The following is a 16,921-nucleotide window of genomic DNA, read 5'->3' as shown; positions in this document are numbered from 1 at the left end:
AGATAAACATGGTCACACGGAAAGAACAAATCGACTGGTTAGAAGAATTAGGATTGTTACCTTTGCCTGTCGTCCCACTAGACGGAATTGAAGGGGCAACATTATTAGATGATGATGGCAAACCGTACAAGGTAGCTTATTATCGAGGCGATGGAAAACCAGTACCACACAAAGGAAAAGCACCCAGTTACTTTAATGAACACGGTCAATTCAGGTTTGCTAGTTGGAGAGATACTGATACGGTCGAGCCTGAATGGTTCATTAATGATTCGGTTGGCGTGGGTACTCGCTGCACCAATACCATTAGATACATTGATATCGACCAACACGCCGAGGCTGTATTCAATTTCTTTAAGGGACATTTAGGGGATAGGCTTAGCGGTGTGCGTGTCGAACGTACTCCTAGCGGTGGCTATCACATACCAATTAAACTAATGTCCCCCTTACCCAGTGAGATAGATAACTATATTGTCCCTGATGTAGCAGAAAAAGAAAAGATAGGCGAATTACGCGGAGAGCATCAGATGGTAGTTAATGCCCCTACTACTGGGTACACACTGCTAGATGATTATACGTTCGGTCTATTAGAGTTAGAAGGATATGAATTGGAGGGACTATTAGGAATGTACGACCAGAAGAACTTTAACCAAGCAACACAAGCAGCACTGAACACTAAGCAAGAAGACGGCAGTAACGCCACTGTAACAGCAGCTAAAGAGATATACGGTCACGTAAACGATAGAGGCTTAGACCCTGTCGAGGCTGATAGGTTAGTTCAGCGTGTTGCAGACGTACAAGGCACAGCACACAAGTTAGACCGTGTACTTAAGCACGTTGACCCTGTTACTTGTAACGCTAGCGGTTACAGTTACAGCACCAGTAATAGCACACACAACGTAGATGGTACTACTGAAACACCAAAGAAAAAAGAAAGACGGTTACAACTATTAGGGTTAGATGATATCTCTGTAGATGTTGATGACCGACAGTATTTAGTCAGTGAGTTGCTACCCAAAGGACAGTTAAACCTACTACACGGTGAGTCATTCACAGGGAAAACTCTATTAATGCTTGACTTGATGATGGCTATTATTACTGGTGATAACTTCTTAGGTCACAACGTAGAGAAAGGTTTAGTTCTCCACGTCGATACTGATAGACAAGGTAAAACTAGAACTTACATGACTGACCGAGGTTTTGATAAGGAAGTTCTAGGCAGTGACTCTAAGAATTACTTGACTATCGGCAACGGTCTATCTTTACCTAGAGACTTTGATGAATTTAAAGATATCATTCTTGAAGTTAAACCCCTGTTGGTTGTCGTTGACTCATTAACTACTGTGACAGCTATCGACGTTAATAAGGATGAAATTGCTACCAAGGTTCTCCAGCCACTTAAGGAAATACTGGAAGACAACAAGGTAACAGGGATAATAATTCACCACGATAATAAATCTAAGGATGTCGCTAGCCAAGGCAAGGTTAAAGGAAGTGCTTTAATCCCTGCCCGTGTAGATGCTAGATGGCACTTATCTCTTAAACCTAATGGTGTACGAGAACTTAGGTTTGAGGGACACATTAGCCATAAGTTATACGAGTTGAACCTTACCCCTAATTGTGACGATTGGATTAGTGAAGGATGCTTCACCCTTACTCTTGAATTGTCCCGTCAATTAGAGGAAGCTAGCAGCAATAGAGAGAAGATACTGTTAGTCATTAAAGACAACCCAAGTAAACAGTTTAGTAATAGTGACTTAGCTACCCATCTTGGTGTCAGCGTCAATACTGTTCGTGATAATACCAACGCACTAAGTAAGGATGGGACTATCAAGAAGACACGCGACCCTAATAAGAAACGAGGTTGGTTATACTTCATCGAGTCTCCAGTTACCTTAAGTACCGAGGATGAGGTTATGGAAAACCAAAAGCGACAACAAGCAGCAATAAATTATCTGATGGAAGACCGTGTTACACGCATGGCTGAAGTAAGTAGGACTATTCATGATGACTTTGAAAGTGTCCCCTTTTAATTTACGATTTTTTTATTGACGGTTAAATCGTGTTCCCCAACTTTTTCCGTCATTTAAGCCTCTATCTCCTACACTGTATACGTTTCCAAATTGACGGTTAATTGACGGATACTATTTTTAATTGATGGCTTTGCGTGTAAAGATGTCCCTTAATTGACGGATATTCGTTAACTCGTCAATTAGGCGTCAATTACAGAATTTATATGTAGTGAGAGTTATAGACGATATTCTCCTCTTTTCTGTGGAGAACACAAACGAAGAGATGAAAGAGTAAAACGTCAGTTTGACGAGTGAAGAACGCAGTGCAAAGCGAAGCGACCAGTAAAACGATATGCCGTCAATTAGATTAAACCCTTGCCAGCTATACAGCTATACATTACAGCTACCCGCCAATTAGACGATGACCATTTAATTCCATTTAATTAACCTATAATCATTAGTACCAAGGAGAGGTAGCAGTAACTACTATGTTTTTAAATGACGAATACAGACGACTATTACGCATCTACCAACAGACACTAGACCACGTACAAGAGTTATTCATTCACAAGAGAGAAGCACTATTCCAAGGTGAAGCATTAATAGTTAGATATCCTGAGACTCATATGCTTACTGACCCATTCACAGGCGAACAGAGATTAAGATACAAAGTCCTAACAGTCCCTAAGAATAGCGTTAGTCAGTTGATGTATGAACTAGGTGCAAGTAAGGACGAGTCTAAGAAGTTCATGACCTGCCTAACTACTTACCTAACTCCTTATCGTGCATTCAAGAAAGACGAGGTTCAGTTACCTGTTATCTTTATGTACAAATCAGCATTCATGTTTGCTGAAGTACCCGTGTTAGTTGATTGGATACCTCAAGATAAAGCAGTAACTATTACTTCAGCTACATCTTTTCAACACGCTATTTAAATGTACTCTAATACGCCTCTGTTTACTTAAATATTATATTAAAGGTACCAGTGTATATTAAAGACCTCAAAACGCCTAGAATTTGATTTAAACCTTAACTGCGTGGATATCTGCTTATCTCTTCTGTTAGTATCTATAGAACTGTGACTAAGTTGTGGTCAACTTGTTATAATAAGTCAGCGTAAGGCAACTAAACTAGACGGTTCAGTTTGACTAATTGCACTGTGCCTAACTTCTATAACTCCGTCGTAGACGTTGCACTACATCTGGCGTGAGTACGCCTGTATCTAGGTGACTATCCACTAACCGTAGTGTTTTACACATAAAGACCCTTCCCGTTAGCTTCCGATAATTCGGATTAGAGGCAGTACCCCTTAATTTTCCCCACGCTACGCAGCAGAAAAGTTTTTTCCAGTACACGTGTATTTATCGGGGCTGGGGGGATTTGTACCTTGTATAGTATTGAACCATCTCAGAATAATTTTTGCAGCAAAGATACTCTTTTAAGCGGTATAGTTATACGCTAGGCACGGAATTAATAAAAATGGTAGAATGGTTATGTACCAACGGTTTGAAAGATTCTTAGTAAGTGGTTACAGAACATCAGATGTAGCACCTCAACAGAGACTAAAGGCGACGGTAGAACAGAATAGTTTTAAAGTTGCCCGTGAGTTAGATGCTGATGCTGTACGTGCAAAACGAAACGAGATTAAAGGAAAGTCTGAATTGTCCCAAAAAGAAGCGGAAGCAGAGGGACTAAATGAAGCAGCGAAGGTAGATAAAGTTAACCGTCGCCTGACGCGGATTCTAGAGAGAACAGAGGCTATCGAGGGAATGACTAAGAAGCAACTGCTAGAGTACGCAGCTAATTATGTCCCCCAAATTTACGCTACTAACGGCATGACAGCCGAACAGATTAAAACGAATATTATTAGAAGGTCACTTTAGCGAGGAAGTATGAGTTATTTAGGGAAAGCAGAGAACTTTTTTCAACCAGTAGCACAGGGACAAATAGCTGATTTAAGTACGGCTAATGATTTAACGCCTACAGGGGCAAAAGAGGTTATCCTCTCCGCAAGCACGGCGGACGTATACTTAAGCTTTATCAGGGACGCTTCGGCGAGTAACGACTTAGTCATCAGGTCAGATGGACAACCCGTTCGCTTTGATGTCCCCCAAAATATGACTATCTCGTTGTTCAGTAGTAGCGGCTCTGTCCAGTACGTCAGTATCCGCAGCTTGAGGGGTGATTGATTAATGAAGCATCGTAGATGCGTTGACGTAGAACAGACAATTAATACTAAGGAGTACATCTACTCATGAAGTTAGCAACGTTATTGAATAAGCATCAAAAATCTATTGCAGTTAAGAACCGTTCCCCTTTCACTAAGAAGGTAGTTGAGAACTCCTCAAGAGAAGTGAGACTCAATGAAGTGTACGGAATTAACTACACTCAAACGACTATACCTGACTTATTCTTTACTACAGCTAGTGGACGTAGAGTATTAGTGTTTGTCATCGACGGCATGAACGCCAACACACGAAATAAACTTCTAGCCATTGAAAAGCAGAAGAAAGAGGTGTTGAACAACATGACCAGAGGAAGGGACGCTAAGAAGGACGTAGAGATAAGAATACTGTTTAAGAACGGCAGTAGACGAGTAAGAAGGGACACCAACACTACTTATTTAGAGTGGGCGGAAGGACATTGTTTTAGGTGTGAAGAGGGTGATTCAATACCGACAAGCTGGTTAATGGAGTAGAAAGCGTAGCACTTCGCTACTTAAATAAGAGTAATGCTAACAGTAGACATACACGAGATAACATCGTGGATTGTAAACGACGAACCAACGGGAGAACATCTAATAAGCGTATTGGTAAGATGTGGCTACGGTTATGACCAAGCAGTAATTATTAATCATCGAGGAACGCTCGCGTTGCGAGCTTGTCGCTGTGCAAGGTTAGACGGTAAGAGAATTTACCAACCTACAATCTTTAGGCGGTTATGGGACACAGTATTTAACTACTTGACGACCAAGAAAGGCTTTAAGACTGGCAAGAGGTACAATTTCACGATGGTCAATGAGGAACTGTACATTATGAACGATGAGTACACTTGGTACTGTCCCTCCTCTGAAACGCTAGAAAGTTTAAAATAAAACTAATAAGCAATACTCCCCTAGCCCTTTTGTAGCTGACGTGCAAGAGGGTTATTCTTTATGTCCCCTACTACGTATGACCTCTGTAGCTGTAATTGTAGCAACTTGTTATAATAAGTTTGTCAGCACACAATCACAGAAAAATATGCCAGGTGCAAGAAAAAGTAACAAACAGAGGGAGGCGGAACTAGAGAGAAAGCTGAGTAAGTATCGTCAGAAGCTAGAACAAGACGCGAAAGACGAGAAAGACTCACAGCGAGTAATGTTCGGTATTTATGTAACTCCAGCGTTTAAAAGGCTAGTACAAGCTGTATCAGATGAGGAAGGGACGAGTATGTCAGGTCTTGTACGCCGATTAATCACAGGTCACGCTTTAGATAAATATCACTGGAGAGAACGCGACTTTGAGGCAAAGAATCTAATAGGCATCATTGAAGAACCATCGCAGTTAATTAGTGATAAACGAAGACTAGCCCAACAGATAAACAGCCTAAAGACCAGTAACAATGCACTGAAGAAGACTCTAGCTGAGGCAAGAGTTTTATTTAAGAAAGCAACCAATCTAGACCCCAACTTCTAATTATGAACAACGACAACGTAGTAATAGGGTACAAGTTCCAACAGCAGGAGACACCAAGATTTAAGCTACTCCAGACAACCTTGAATAAGCTTGAGATAGCCAGAATGAAATGTCTAGACCCTGAGCTACAGGAGGATATCCAAGAGCTTATAAACAAGTGGAATGAGATATCGAATAAATCATGGAGGAGGTTTAACGGGTATGAGTGAAGAATTATACAAAGTCAGTAGGGCAACAATCGTAAACAGTGAGCCAGAGGTAAGTAGCTTCACAGCTCAAAAGAAACAGCCCTCAGAGGCTTATAAATCTGTTGAAGGTAATAACAGTCAAGAGGGAAACAACGGGGCAAATAACGCGAATATACGCGAGGCTTCAAGTGAAGGGTATAGAATTACTGGTCGCGATAACTCTGAGCGGATAATAGGCGATGATGACGGGACACAAATAGACAGGGCGAGGTCTACACGCGAAACGAGTTCAACACCGTTCGACGTTAGTAAAATCCTCCAGACACCTCCTAGCCAATACCCTCAACTGGGTAGCCAGATAAATGACCTGATGGAACGTGACCCTGGGTTCAACGCCTACTATCAACAGGTAGAACGCGATGGTTCATTAGAAGGGTTAGTAAACCTAGAGGGTGTACGGGGTATCGATAGCGGTTTCCTTGAGACAATGGAGAGTTACTATAATGTCCCTGCTCACAAGGTAGCTGCTGCTATGTCTTACTACGGGTTAAACCCTGATACAGCAGTAAACTCCCAGAATCAACCACAGCAAGAACCTAAGCCTAGTAAGAAGCCCGTTGAGTACATAGACGACAGCGACGGGACACTAGAAGATAACATCATGGCGTTTTACGAAGTGGATGAGGCTACAGCCGCTCGTATGGTGGATTTGACCGACGACTGGATTATGAATCAACCAGAGGACGTTTACAACCACCTAGCCAGTATTAAGGACAAGACTGAGTTATTCAAGCTGGCTTATGGTCGTATGCGTCACGACATGAAACAGGCTGAAAAGCAGACCGCTCAACGTGCCAAGCAGCGAGATAAGATGCCGAGGTTTACTGAGAAGGAACTATCAGAGATGTCCCCCGAAGCATATGCAAAAAATGCAGACGCTATCTATAAAGCCTACCAATTAGGATTAGTAAGCAAATAGGAGGAAATTAGAGAATGCAAGAGGTAATTGATTTTGACCAGTACAGAGCAGAGACGGAAGAAGTTAAACGCGGAAACCGTTCTACAGCACAAGAGAAGTATCTAGCCCGTAAAGCCAAGGAACAAGAGAAACGCTTACGTGAACGTGAGTTAACCGTTAAACAATGGGAATTAGAGGATAGAGGCGTAATAGTCCCCAATAACAAAAACCTCTTAGACCAGGAAGAACGGGACAAAATGAGGATGATTATGGCACAGCGAAGAGAACGCATGGCGAAGACTGTTCACGATGCTAAGGCTAATGCACACGCCCAGGCGGAACAGCGAAGAATCGAGGCTTTACGTAGCCGTAACCATGAAGCTGTAGAGATTCTGAATCTAGAGATAGCTGCCCTAGAGGAACGTATGGATAAAAAACTAAGTTTAATACTGGAGAGATTAGACCATGCCAAGTAAGACACAAACACCAAAAGAACTAGCACAGCCGATGCACCCGTCCGACGCTGCGAAGTTACGGGAAGACTTACAGAAAGCTAGAGAGATAGGCAGGTCTAAACGTCCCAAAAAGTCAGCGTATGAACTGGAGAAAGAAACCGAGGCTAACCGCAAACAACAAATCCTAAAACAGTATAAGGATGAACTGGTAGATATTATCTCAACGTACATCTTAAACCTGAGAAACAATGAATTAGGGCTATGTGTAGGTGTTCTGGTTGATGCCCTATACGCCATTGAAAAGAGTGGGGCTAACCTAGATTCAATCGTATCTACAGGTACACTTAAGGATAGGCTACAAAGCTTACTCCAGTTAGAAACTCATCGTCCCTTTGGTTTATGTGTACTGTCACGCGCTGGACTGTACGAGTTTAAGTAGATTATGGATACGTGGGTTAACTTACCAGGGTACGACTATGATTGTTTAGCCTCTGATGTTGAGTATGTCTATCTAATCAGCCAGGGTGGTACGGACGCATTTAAGATAGGACTAACAACGGTTGACCCTGTTAAACGTCTTCTAGCACTCCAGACAGGAAATGCAGAAAGACTATCATTAGCCCATATCATCTATCGTTTTGAGTACGCTTTGGCTGACGTGGAAACATGGCTACATTACAAATTGTCCCACCGAAGAATCAGAGGCGAATGGTTTGATTTAGGGGACTCTTATTATTATTGGTTAGCCGAGTACAAAAGCGATGTAGGGCTACTAAAGACGATAGAATAGAGAGGTATAACTTATAAGCATTACGCAGTATGCGTTACTAAGTTTTTAAAGTTATTCATTATACGCGAGGCGAAGCCTCAACGGAACGAAGTTCCTACGCGAAAAGACCCATTTACTAAAACTATTGGAGGCGGTAGTTAAGTAAGTGGGAATTTTTTTATGTGAATAAGCAGCGAAGCTGCTCTTCTTGTGAATATTTATTACTCACCCTTGACTGGTAATTCTCTAGCGTTCTATTTTGAGTAAAATCTGAGTAAGAATTCGACTAGATTTAGGTTAGTAAGAGTGAGAGTCACTCACTGTGAGGTTTGTAGCTAATGCGGATGAAGAGACTCGAACTCTTACGTCAAAGACACTAGAACCTAAATCTAGCGCGTCTACCAATTCCGCCACATCCGCAGACAGATCTCTATTGTATATGATAACAGAGAGTATAGATTAATAATCTTTGAAATCATTGTAAATCGCAAAACTTACGTTGACGGTCGATATCTGGTTCCTGCCAAGAATAAGCAAAATGACTGACGGAATTGATTTCGGGGGTAGATTGACGCAGGGCGCCCATTTGCGCTTCTAGAGGAGGATGCTTGCGATAGGTTGTTCCCCAAGCACCAGCCAAAGCAGGAGTAACTTTGGTCTCTGGGGATGCGGTTTGTAAGACAGTTTTGACTTGATTTACTATGCAGTCAGTACCTTCGCAGACGGCGTATGCCATGGGATGCCACTCTAAAAAGGCAGGAAACTTATCCCAAGCCTGGAGACGAGAATCGAATCCCGAGCGACCGACAATTTGATTGGCATCGGGAAAAAATACCGCTCCTGCCGGAAAACCGCGCTCTCGAGCGGGAGCAGTAGCAAAAGAGAGAAAATCGAGAATTCCTTGGGCGGCATGAGCTACGGAGAATAGCCAGAGGTCTGACTGCAATAGACGTTGACGTTCTTTGAGAGAGAGTTTAGATTCATCCGAAATTACTTTACGACTTTGCCAATTAGCGAATTTTTCATCGGGATATTGGCGGTCTATTTCTTGGATGTCACTAACGGTAATGGTGCCGCTAGTGATGTATTTCTCGATCGCCGCGCGTCCTTTTTGATTCTTAGCGCGATCGAACATGGTTTGCAAAGATGCCTTACCATAAATCCACAGGTTGCGAACGCTGTTGACTGCAGAGTATTGGTCGATACCTCGAGGATAGCGAATATAGTCAAATAAAATTCCGTCTGGTTGTCTTCTGAGGACAGCTTCAACCAGATTTTGGTAGTCTGCTTGCGCTTGAGGGCTATAAGGATCGATATAGGCTTGGGAGCGGTCGTGAACGAAAGTCAGGCTGTCGTTACCCTGACCGTTACGGGCGAGAGCATCTTGTCTATCCGGACGCTGAGCGTAAGTATAACCAAAATTCATGGTAAATAGCCAAGCGTAGACTTTTAATCCTCTTTGGCGTCCCTTGTCGATAGTTTGTTTTAACAGATCGAGATTCTCTGCTCCGGGAGAACGAACTACGGGAATCCAGGGAGTAGGATTGTCCGCTGGAGGAAGCAGAACTTGACCATCGTAAAATACTTCTAGATGAACTTGGTTATAGCCTAGATTGACTATGCGATCGAGAACATAGTCGATCGAACCAGGACTGACATCGCAAGGATAGAGCCGCAGCCAAATCGCTTGTTCTTCAGGCCAGTTTTGACTGCGACATTGCTGCAACATGAGACCGTGCTCTCGAACGAGCGCGCGATACTCATTGTCAGCTTGAGAATCGTTTTCTAGAGCTGCTCTCAGTAACTTCTCTTTAGTAGCAATTTCTTCTGGGTTAAATTGACAATAGGGTTCCACTGCAGCCCGGGCAGATTTAGTCGTTCCCAATGAAGCGAATAAGCTAACGGCGATCGCAACTTTAGCCATGACAGACCAAAGAATGGAATTTTTGGCTATTTTTCGCACTTAATTTTTCCCCCTGATGATTCCCGTAGCAAAACACTCACAAGCACGAGTTGTTACTACCACTCTTCTTTTTTAACCTATATTTAAACTGAAGTAATTATGCAGTTTCAGAAGCAACAATGGTGAGTAGCTCGCTGCAAGTAGATATCCTACTAAAAAGAGCTGTTTTACTACAAGTTTTAAATTTGGCATCAAGTTTGCCGAATTGTTTGTATTCGTATTTATTGATGAGAAACTGCGGCTTTAAGTCGAGTCTATTTTGAAACCAGTAGTTTTATCGCTTCGGTGAAATTGGTGTGGAGCACACCAATTTCGCACCAATTTTTGGAAAGAACCCGTTTGCAGCAATTAAAGTTACAAAAAAATCTATTATATTAATTTAAGACTTTGTTTGCTAGTTTTCTGCCTAAGAACAGTATTTTGTGTTATTCTTACTAAATACCAATAAATTGGGATTGTAGTTCAGCTGGTTAGAATGCCTGCCTGTCACGCAGGAGGTCGCGGGTTCAATCTCTTTGTATATGGTGTTTTCAAGGTGCTTGAGCTATTATCGCACCAATTTCACACCACATACATCATTTCATCAGATCTTTACAGCACTAAAAATATTAAGCTACATTTTGCTCTCTTGAGAGATGAGGAAGCTGATTCGCCTGCAAAAGAGATACATTAAGATATTTCCATCTTCTACCTGTATTGATTTCAGTAATCGTGCTTTTAGCAACACTGAACTCAGTAGCAATTTCTCTATGAGTTAAATTACCTGTTGCTAATAAGCGTTTAATCTCAACTACCTGTTCGGGCTTGAGTTTCCGCTTGTATTTCTTTTGCCCTACATCTATTAGTAATACTGGTGTTCTCAAGCCAGCATTATAAGCATGAGATAAGTTTTCTGAATAAGTAGCCCATTCTAGGTTATTTAAATTGTTATCGGTCTTGATTCCGTTAAGATGGTTGACCGTTGGCTTCTTATCGGGATTACTAAGAAACGCTTGAGCTACTAATTGATGAATAGCTAAGGTGGCTCTACCGCCATTCTTCCTCAATCCAACCTCAGAATAACCGCTACGATTTATTCTTTGCTTTAGTATTCGACCTTTGAGAGTTTGAGTTTTGCCAGTCTTTTCTACAATCACACGGTTAAGGCTTCTTACATTACCGTAGTTCGAGACTTGATAATACCCTTCATAATCTCGGATATCCACATAGACTTCGGGGGCGTATCTTAACGCCATGAATAATTCGTACATTAATATTTTTCATAATTTTAAAAGTTTCAAATAAATTACATAATACGATTATAGTTTATAAAGGTTGCTATGACAGTAATCACACTATAAAGATATAGATTGGTTTAATTTGGTTCTATAAACCTGCCTGTTACGTTGAAAAATGCTGGAAAGACCAAAATTAAAAGTAAAAAACCAAGATTTAGATAGATATGGTATTGACGCTAATGCGGATATATCTAACAAGATTGAAGAGTTAGCTAATGGATTGGAAGATGCTCTAGCAGAGCAATGCCATCGAAGTGATATGTCAGTATATAACGCTCGAATGGGTAAAGTCATCTCTAACTCTCAAAAGAAAAGAAAGCAACTTTTGATAGAACACCATAACAACAATATGCGTGAACTTGGCAAAATGGTTAAGCTAGCTCAAGACAATAGCATGAGCCAGATAAGAGCTATTGATGCCGAATCAGACCAAATAGTTATCCCCGAAGTTTTGAGTTTTGCCGATGCTTTTAACGAGCAAATGGGCGATTATTCATTAGGTGGTAGTTCCTCTTTCAAAGACGATAAATCAACTAATACTGTAAATACTGAAGTCATCAATGATGGATACGATGACGAATTATCTAAATTTTAAGTTTATTTAGTTGAACAACTAGAGAGTAGAAAGATGACTTCAGATAAAACTATCAAAATTAAGGCTTCTGAGCTTAACAAGTATAAAGAATATGCCAAGGAGCTTCTCGATTTAAAAATAAAAGACCTGAAAATCAAGCTTAAATACAAGTTTGACGAGCAAAAATCTTTAAAAAACTTTAACTACAAGGCTGATAAGGAACTCTGGTTAATTGAAAGAGAATGTGAAAAACTAAACTATAACATAGCCAAACTCGATGACAAACAAAAAATAGAAATAGGGTTTTTAATAAATTGTGATTATCTTCGCTATCTTCATAAGGAAATAAAAGAATTACAAGATTTTATAGGAGATGACACCATAATTTTAAATGGTTCTCAGGACTGTCAGTATCTGGAGTTATTTGGAAAACCTACAACAAAGGAAGAGCTAAAAACAGGTTTCAGTAATTTAAAGGTCAAACTCAGACAAGGCTTTAATCCTAACTTATCGAGAGAACGTCATCAAGAAATTAATGACGGGATTCAAATGGCTAAAGAGCTTTATGAAATATTATTGAAAGATTGGAATATTCACATCAACCCTTTTGATTTAGGTATTGATAACCGAAAGTATCTGGGTATAGAACTAAAAAGCCATATTTTAATAGAAACTTTGGGGAAGTCAGAGCCTGGCGACAAAACCAAAGTTTCTGCTTTACCTCCTGCTTGGAATATCAATCATACTCCACAAAATACATCTCAATTCTCTCAAGAAAATGGTGTTGTCAAAAGTGCTATCTCTACCATCAATCAAAAGGAGAAGACTTTAGTAAAAAAGTAGCCTCAGAAGTAAATAATACTTCTATCAATTTACAAAATACAACAGATTTACAGATAAATAAAATGAATAAAATTAATACACTGCGTAATCGTCTGGCTCAACTAGACCAAGAAAAGGCTGATATTATTAATCAACTAGAACAACTTGTTACTACTAGAGAGACTGAAGTAAATGAGCTAAGAAAGGTTTTAGAGTATAGCAAACAAGATACATCAGAAAAAGATAATATCGAGGCTACTGAAAATGACGATACTTTAGAATCGGCTAAAAAAGATTTAGAACAAACTTATCAACAATCTGAGCCTACAGATAAATCTCCCCAGTCAGTAAGAGACAAGTATATTGCCGATATTGAGAATAACCGAACATATATTAATAGTCCCTACTGTGCATTATGTAAATTAGGCAAGTATTTAGTAAATAACTATAAAGGGGAAGACGAAGAGGTATTTAAGCTTTTCAATAATGTCAACTTTATGGCTTACTACTCGCCAATCCTCGATAAAGTTAATACTCCTGAACTGATTGCCAAATTGATTGATAATTGGCTAGGGCGTTCAACAGTAGATTTAGTCTCTGAGCTAGAAACTGTAGAGCAGAATCAGAATCTAGGAAAGGAAAAGAATAAGTTACGAGCTTTAATTTGGTTCGGTCTGCTCCGAGATAAGGATGAAGAAGTAAAGGATTTGATTAGTAATGAACAATTCCTTGATTCTCTTAGCATTCACCATAAAGCAAGTCCTTACTCAGATGAAGTAATAAAAAAAGTTGAGTCTGCTATTAAAGATTTTAGTGAATCTAATACTGCTACTCCTTCTTCATAGAGCGAGTCAGTTGAAGTGGCGCAGATAAATAAACGAGTTATTAAGTATTTTTTAGGAGAAAAATATAAATGGTGCAGTCATTACCTTCTAACAACATAGTTCCCATACTTTCTAAGAAAGAACAAGTTAAACGCTTTTTATCAGAAAATGAAAGTGAAGGATTATTAGAAGTATCAGAAGAAGAAACTAGAGCATTCATTAATGAATATCTCAAGCCTCGACTAAGATACAATCTTTTAACTCAAGAAGTCGAGTTTGATGGGATAAGCTTACAAAGACATGAAAACGAAACTTTATCAGTAGAACAAAGATTATTAGTTGTTTGTGAGGAAGAGCGTGGAGTTATATTTAAAAAACAGCAGTCATTTAAAAGACATTTACTAGATGTGATTGGGTATGTAAAATAAATTGTGTCAAAGGTCAAAACACACTCTAATAAATAGAATTAATGTGAGGAATGAGACTATGACCTTTCGACCAGAGTTAATTGATGAACTGCTCAAAGACTATGAAAAACCAGAAGACCTTATTGGAGAAGGAGGAATCCTCAAACAACTGACCAAAAAACTCGTAGAGCGTTGTTTAGAAGCTGAAATAGACGTACATCTAGAGACTCAGAAGGCAGAGCGGGGCAAAAAAGAGCGACAAAATCGACGCAACGGACACAGCCGTAAAACCATTAAGGGGGAGTTTGGCGAAGCGGAACTTGCCGTGCCTCGCGATCGCGATCGCCAATTCGAGCCTCAGATGGTCAAAAAAGGACAAACTCGTTTTACAGGCTTCGATGACAAGATTCTCGCCCTGTATGCGAGAGGAATGACCACTCGTGATATCCAAGCCCAACTACAAGACCTTTATGGAGTAGAAGTATCGCCAGCCCTGGTATCTCAAGTAACCAATGCGGTTCATGAAGAGCGACTCCAGTGGCAAAATCGCAGCCTAGAGGCAGTGTATCCAATTATCTTTTTTGATGCTTTGGTCGTCAAAGTCAGACAGGAGGGAAGAGTCATCAACAAAGCCGTCCATCTAGCTCTGGGAATCAACATCGAAGGCGATAAGGAGTTATTGGGGCTGTGGATGACCCAGACAGAAACGGCAAAATTCTGGCTGTCGGTGTTAACTGAGTTAAAGAATCGTGGAGTCAAGGATATCTTTATTGCTTGTATCGATGGTCTGACGGGCTTCGCCGAAGCGATTGAAACGGTATTTACGCAAACCCGCGTACAGTTATGTATGGTACACATGGTCAGGAACTCCCTACGCTATGTCTCCTACAAACACCGTAAAGCTGTTGCCGCTGACCTCAAACGAGTGTACACTGCCGCTACTGAAGCTGAAGCCGAACAGGCACTAATAACTTTTGCTGACAAGTGGGACTCCACTTATGCCCCAATTAGTAGGTCTTGGCTGGCTCACTGGCAGCACGTGATTCCGTTTTTCCAGTTTCCTCCAGAAATCCGTCGCATTATTTACACCACTAATGCGATCGAGTCGATGAATATGACTCTTAGAAAAGTGTTGAAGAATCATCGGATTTTTCCAACAGATGAAGCTGCGCTCAAAGTTATTTATCTTGCGATTAATAACTTATCTCAGAGATGGACTAGACCTTTACGGGATTGGAAAGCTGCTTTAAATCGATTTGCCATCGAGTTTGAAGGACGGCTTCCACTTTAACTTTCTTTGACACAAACTTATTGACAGATCCTTTCTTTGTGTGCAACGAAAAGTGTCTTCCACAATGGATTGACTTAGTGAGCCATTGCAATAAAGAAACACCTATTTTGATTAGTTAAGCTGCCTGTTCATTACTTCCTCTCTCAATAAGTACAACTTCCTTAAAGGAAAACGTCTGACCCACTAGACCGCTAAACTCATCATGGTATAAACATAGACACTCAGCAAAGAATACCCCCTCTCTTACTCCAACACTTCTTACTTCGTATTTGTCCTGGGGTCGTCCCTCTCTATGTACGATATCTCCTGCCTCTAATTCTGTTATGGGAGTTGGCTTGGGATTAGGTATATACGCTGGCGGATATTCTCTTTTTCTAGTAGTGCGCCATACTTCCCTAATATCTTTGTTTTCTGAACTGTCCCAATCTTTCTTGAGATTAAACTTAGCAAGATGTTTGATATCTTCTAACGGTACTTAAACAAAAATCAAGCCCAAACAAAGCCCAAACTAGCTTTATAAGCTACGAATACGTCGCGATTTTGGTTCAACCATTGGACAAAACGATAAGATATACCTGTACGAAAAGCTTCTAATGCTTCAGGAAATGTCTCCAAAGGTTTGTTCGCCCAACGTCTTCTTAAACCTCCAGTAAGCTTATGCCAAAGGATAAAAGTATAGGCACAAAAAACTAGAATAAAATGTCTTTCCAAACTCTTCTTATCTCTAACTTGATACTCTTTTAATCCTAACCATCCCTTGGCTTCTCGATAGAAAACTTCTATCCAGTTTCTCTGAGCATAAGTTTGAACTATCCATTGCTCGGTTACTATTTCTCCCTCAACATTTGTGAGTAAGTAGTCAATATCTTCAGCATCTTCAAAGATTGGTGCACTCATGACGATAGCTATTTTTCTGATTCCTTCTAGCCTTGATATTTCTGCTTCTATTATTGCTACCCAGACGGTTCTAGGTTTTTCACCCTGGATTTGAATCTCCTTAAATTCCTCATCAGATAACCATTGAGCATATTCATCTACTCTGATTTTTTCTAATTGATTTGATGGAGTTTTAACCAAAATATTACGATTTTTAGCGATTCCTCCTATATACTTTAATTTCTTTTTTTCCAGTTCGAGTAAAACAGTTGTGTTGTTACCATAGGACGAATCTATTAATACTAGTCCTGGTCGATATCCCCTCTTCAAACTTTTATCGATTAATTCTAAGGCTAAGGTGGGTTTTTTCTTGAATTCTCTGTCTTTCTTTCCTTCGGGCAACGAATTACCATGTTGATATAGTTCTATGTCTAAAGGTAAGCTTTTTTGGCCATCATATAGATGAGTTGTTACTACAACATTGCCATTATCTGTTTTCCCAATTTCCCCAATATATTGACGACCTACTGCTGCGGTAAAGTTACCACTTTTTCTATGCCCAGAGTCATCAACAATTAGACTAAATCCCTTACTGATTCTCGTTTGATTACACTTGTTCATCACTTCTAAGCGACGTTCATTTATCTTGTTCGCTGACCAAGTTGCTTCAGTTAAGAAATGGTGTAATTTGTGGTATGTGACCTCTACTGCGTCTTTAGCCATTTGAGATACATTTTTTCGCTCACTTTCCCCTAATAATCCTCCTAAATAATGTCTGAATTCCCTTTTTTGCGCTTTAGTTCTCAGTAAATCATCAAACTTTTGACACCATCT

Annotated in this window: 18 protein-coding genes and 1 tRNA gene; 15 read left to right on the top strand and 4 right to left on the bottom strand. The window is 40.3% G+C overall.

The genetic code is table 11. The features are described 5' to 3' along the window. The first annotated feature begins 8 nt into the window (after positions 1-8). From ACLFKQ_RS21780 to ACLFKQ_RS21735, 10 genes are all read left to right on the top strand, one after another. The gene (locus tag ACLFKQ_RS21780; protein ID WP_449001830.1) at positions 9-2,030 is read left to right on the top strand and encodes an AAA family ATPase; all 2,022 of its coding nucleotides are present in this window, start codon (positions 9-11) and stop codon (positions 2,028-2,030) included. 728 nt (positions 2,031-2,758) lie between these two features. Next, a complete protein-coding gene (locus ACLFKQ_RS21775) occupies positions 2,759-2,944 on the top strand; it encodes a hypothetical protein (RefSeq protein WP_449001829.1) in 186 nt (61 codons plus the stop codon). Positions 2,945-3,502: 558 nt separating this feature from the next. After that, positions 3,503-3,892 carry a hypothetical protein gene (locus ACLFKQ_RS21770; protein ID WP_449001828.1) on the top strand — a complete coding sequence of 130 codons (390 nt, stop codon included), beginning with the start codon at positions 3,503-3,505 and terminating at the stop codon, positions 3,890-3,892. Between the two features lie 9 nt (positions 3,893-3,901). Next, entirely contained in the window at positions 3,902-4,198 is a 297-nt protein-coding gene (locus tag ACLFKQ_RS21765) for a hypothetical protein (RefSeq protein ID WP_449001827.1), read from the top strand. 65 nt (positions 4,199-4,263) lie between these two features. Beyond that, positions 4,264-4,707 carry a hypothetical protein gene (locus tag ACLFKQ_RS21760; protein WP_449001826.1) on the top strand — a complete coding sequence of 148 codons (444 nt, stop codon included), beginning with the start codon at positions 4,264-4,266 and terminating at the stop codon, positions 4,705-4,707. Between the two features lie 541 nt (positions 4,708-5,248). Beyond that, positions 5,249-5,683 (top strand): hypothetical protein, encoded by a 435-nt coding sequence (locus ACLFKQ_RS21755; protein ID WP_449001825.1) that lies wholly within the window; start codon positions 5,249-5,251, stop codon positions 5,681-5,683. A 201-nt stretch (positions 5,684-5,884) separates the two neighbouring features. Beyond that, positions 5,885-6,850 carry a hypothetical protein gene (locus ACLFKQ_RS21750; protein WP_449001824.1) on the top strand — a complete coding sequence of 322 codons (966 nt, stop codon included), beginning with the start codon at positions 5,885-5,887 and terminating at the stop codon, positions 6,848-6,850. Between the two features lie 14 nt (positions 6,851-6,864). Continuing rightward, complete coding sequence (locus ACLFKQ_RS21745) at positions 6,865-7,305, top strand: hypothetical protein (RefSeq protein ID WP_449001823.1); 441 nt, start codon at positions 6,865-6,867, stop codon at positions 7,303-7,305. Further along, on the top strand, positions 7,295-7,723 hold the full coding sequence (locus ACLFKQ_RS21740) for a hypothetical protein (RefSeq protein WP_449001822.1): 429 nt from the start codon (positions 7,295-7,297) through the stop codon (positions 7,721-7,723). Before ACLFKQ_RS21745 ends, ACLFKQ_RS21740 begins: the two co-directional genes overlap by 11 nt. 3 nt (positions 7,724-7,726) lie before the next feature. Next, the gene (locus ACLFKQ_RS21735; RefSeq protein WP_449001821.1) at positions 7,727-8,074 is read left to right on the top strand and encodes a GIY-YIG nuclease family protein; all 348 of its coding nucleotides are present in this window, start codon (positions 7,727-7,729) and stop codon (positions 8,072-8,074) included. 318 nt (positions 8,075-8,392) lie between these two features. Here the strand turns inward: ACLFKQ_RS21735 and ACLFKQ_RS21730 are convergent. The 3 genes from ACLFKQ_RS21730 to ACLFKQ_RS21720 form a co-directional block, all read right to left on the bottom strand. Further along, positions 8,393-8,473, bottom strand: a tRNA-Leu gene (locus tag ACLFKQ_RS21730). 55 nt (positions 8,474-8,528) lie between these two features. Next, positions 8,529-9,977, bottom strand: a complete 1,449-nt coding sequence (locus tag ACLFKQ_RS21725) for a family 10 glycosylhydrolase (protein ID WP_449002017.1) — start codon at positions 9,975-9,977, stop codon at positions 8,529-8,531. Positions 9,978-10,624: 647 nt separating this feature from the next. After that, positions 10,625-11,266 carry an NUMOD4 domain-containing protein gene (locus ACLFKQ_RS21720; RefSeq protein WP_449001820.1) on the bottom strand — a complete coding sequence of 214 codons (642 nt, stop codon included), beginning with the start codon at positions 11,264-11,266 and terminating at the stop codon, positions 10,625-10,627. Positions 11,267-11,408: 142 nt separating this feature from the next. Between ACLFKQ_RS21720 and ACLFKQ_RS21715 the strand changes: the two genes are divergently transcribed. From ACLFKQ_RS21715 to ACLFKQ_RS21695, 5 genes are all read left to right on the top strand, one after another. Then, positions 11,409-11,888, top strand: a complete 480-nt coding sequence (locus tag ACLFKQ_RS21715; protein WP_449001819.1) for a hypothetical protein — start codon at positions 11,409-11,411, stop codon at positions 11,886-11,888. A 33-nt stretch (positions 11,889-11,921) separates the two neighbouring features. Beyond that, on the top strand, positions 11,922-12,710 hold the full coding sequence (locus tag ACLFKQ_RS21710) for a hypothetical protein (RefSeq protein WP_449001818.1): 789 nt from the start codon (positions 11,922-11,924) through the stop codon (positions 12,708-12,710). Positions 12,711-12,772: 62 nt separating this feature from the next. Continuing rightward, a complete protein-coding gene (locus tag ACLFKQ_RS21705; protein ID WP_449001817.1) occupies positions 12,773-13,534 on the top strand; it encodes a hypothetical protein in 762 nt (253 codons plus the stop codon). A 68-nt stretch (positions 13,535-13,602) separates the two neighbouring features. Next, on the top strand, positions 13,603-13,941 hold the full coding sequence (locus ACLFKQ_RS21700; RefSeq protein ID WP_449001816.1) for a hypothetical protein: 339 nt from the start codon (positions 13,603-13,605) through the stop codon (positions 13,939-13,941). 58 nt (positions 13,942-13,999) lie between these two features. Beyond that, entirely contained in the window at positions 14,000-15,211 is a 1,212-nt protein-coding gene (locus tag ACLFKQ_RS21695; RefSeq protein WP_448998010.1) for an IS256 family transposase, read from the top strand. A 486-nt stretch (positions 15,212-15,697) separates the two neighbouring features. Here the strand turns inward: ACLFKQ_RS21695 and ACLFKQ_RS21690 are convergent. Then, positions 15,698-16,921 (bottom strand): IS701 family transposase (locus ACLFKQ_RS21690; RefSeq protein WP_448998431.1); only part of this gene is annotated, 1,224 nt, incomplete at its 5' end.

This window comes from Myxosarcina sp. GI1(2024), from assembly GCF_053543375.1.
The sequence above is the reverse complement of the archived record's forward strand: the minus strand, read 5'-3'. Positions and strand labels throughout refer to the sequence as shown.

Excerpts from the sequence above, each read along its gene's own strand:
- ACLFKQ_RS21780 (WP_449001830.1), top strand. The coding sequence starts at position 9 with ATGGTCACACGGAAAGAACAAATCGACTGGTTAGAAGAATTAGGATTG.
- ACLFKQ_RS21775 (WP_449001829.1), top strand. The coding sequence starts at position 2,759 with ATGACCTGCCTAACTACTTACCTAACTCCTTATCGTGCATTCAAGAAA.
- ACLFKQ_RS21770 (WP_449001828.1), top strand. The coding sequence starts at position 3,503 with ATGTACCAACGGTTTGAAAGATTCTTAGTAAGTGGTTACAGAACATCA.
- ACLFKQ_RS21765 (WP_449001827.1), top strand. The coding sequence starts at position 3,902 with ATGAGTTATTTAGGGAAAGCAGAGAACTTTTTTCAACCAGTAGCACAG.
- ACLFKQ_RS21760 (WP_449001826.1), top strand. The coding sequence starts at position 4,264 with ATGAAGTTAGCAACGTTATTGAATAAGCATCAAAAATCTATTGCAGTT.
- ACLFKQ_RS21755 (WP_449001825.1), top strand. The coding sequence starts at position 5,249 with ATGCCAGGTGCAAGAAAAAGTAACAAACAGAGGGAGGCGGAACTAGAG.
- ACLFKQ_RS21750 (WP_449001824.1), top strand. The coding sequence starts at position 5,885 with ATGAGTGAAGAATTATACAAAGTCAGTAGGGCAACAATCGTAAACAGT.
- ACLFKQ_RS21745 (WP_449001823.1), top strand. The coding sequence starts at position 6,865 with ATGCAAGAGGTAATTGATTTTGACCAGTACAGAGCAGAGACGGAAGAA.
- ACLFKQ_RS21740 (WP_449001822.1), top strand. The coding sequence starts at position 7,295 with ATGCCAAGTAAGACACAAACACCAAAAGAACTAGCACAGCCGATGCAC.
- ACLFKQ_RS21735 (WP_449001821.1), top strand. The coding sequence starts at position 7,727 with ATGGATACGTGGGTTAACTTACCAGGGTACGACTATGATTGTTTAGCC.
- ACLFKQ_RS21725 (WP_449002017.1), bottom strand. The coding sequence starts at position 9,977 with ATGGCTAAAGTTGCGATCGCCGTTAGCTTATTCGCTTCATTGGGAACG.
- ACLFKQ_RS21720 (WP_449001820.1), bottom strand. The coding sequence starts at position 11,266 with ATGTACGAATTATTCATGGCGTTAAGATACGCCCCCGAAGTCTATGTG.
- ACLFKQ_RS21715 (WP_449001819.1), top strand. The coding sequence starts at position 11,409 with ATGCTGGAAAGACCAAAATTAAAAGTAAAAAACCAAGATTTAGATAGA.
- ACLFKQ_RS21710 (WP_449001818.1), top strand. The coding sequence starts at position 11,922 with ATGACTTCAGATAAAACTATCAAAATTAAGGCTTCTGAGCTTAACAAG.
- ACLFKQ_RS21705 (WP_449001817.1), top strand. The coding sequence starts at position 12,773 with ATGAATAAAATTAATACACTGCGTAATCGTCTGGCTCAACTAGACCAA.
- ACLFKQ_RS21700 (WP_449001816.1), top strand. The coding sequence starts at position 13,603 with ATGGTGCAGTCATTACCTTCTAACAACATAGTTCCCATACTTTCTAAG.
- ACLFKQ_RS21695 (WP_448998010.1), top strand. The coding sequence starts at position 14,000 with ATGACCTTTCGACCAGAGTTAATTGATGAACTGCTCAAAGACTATGAA.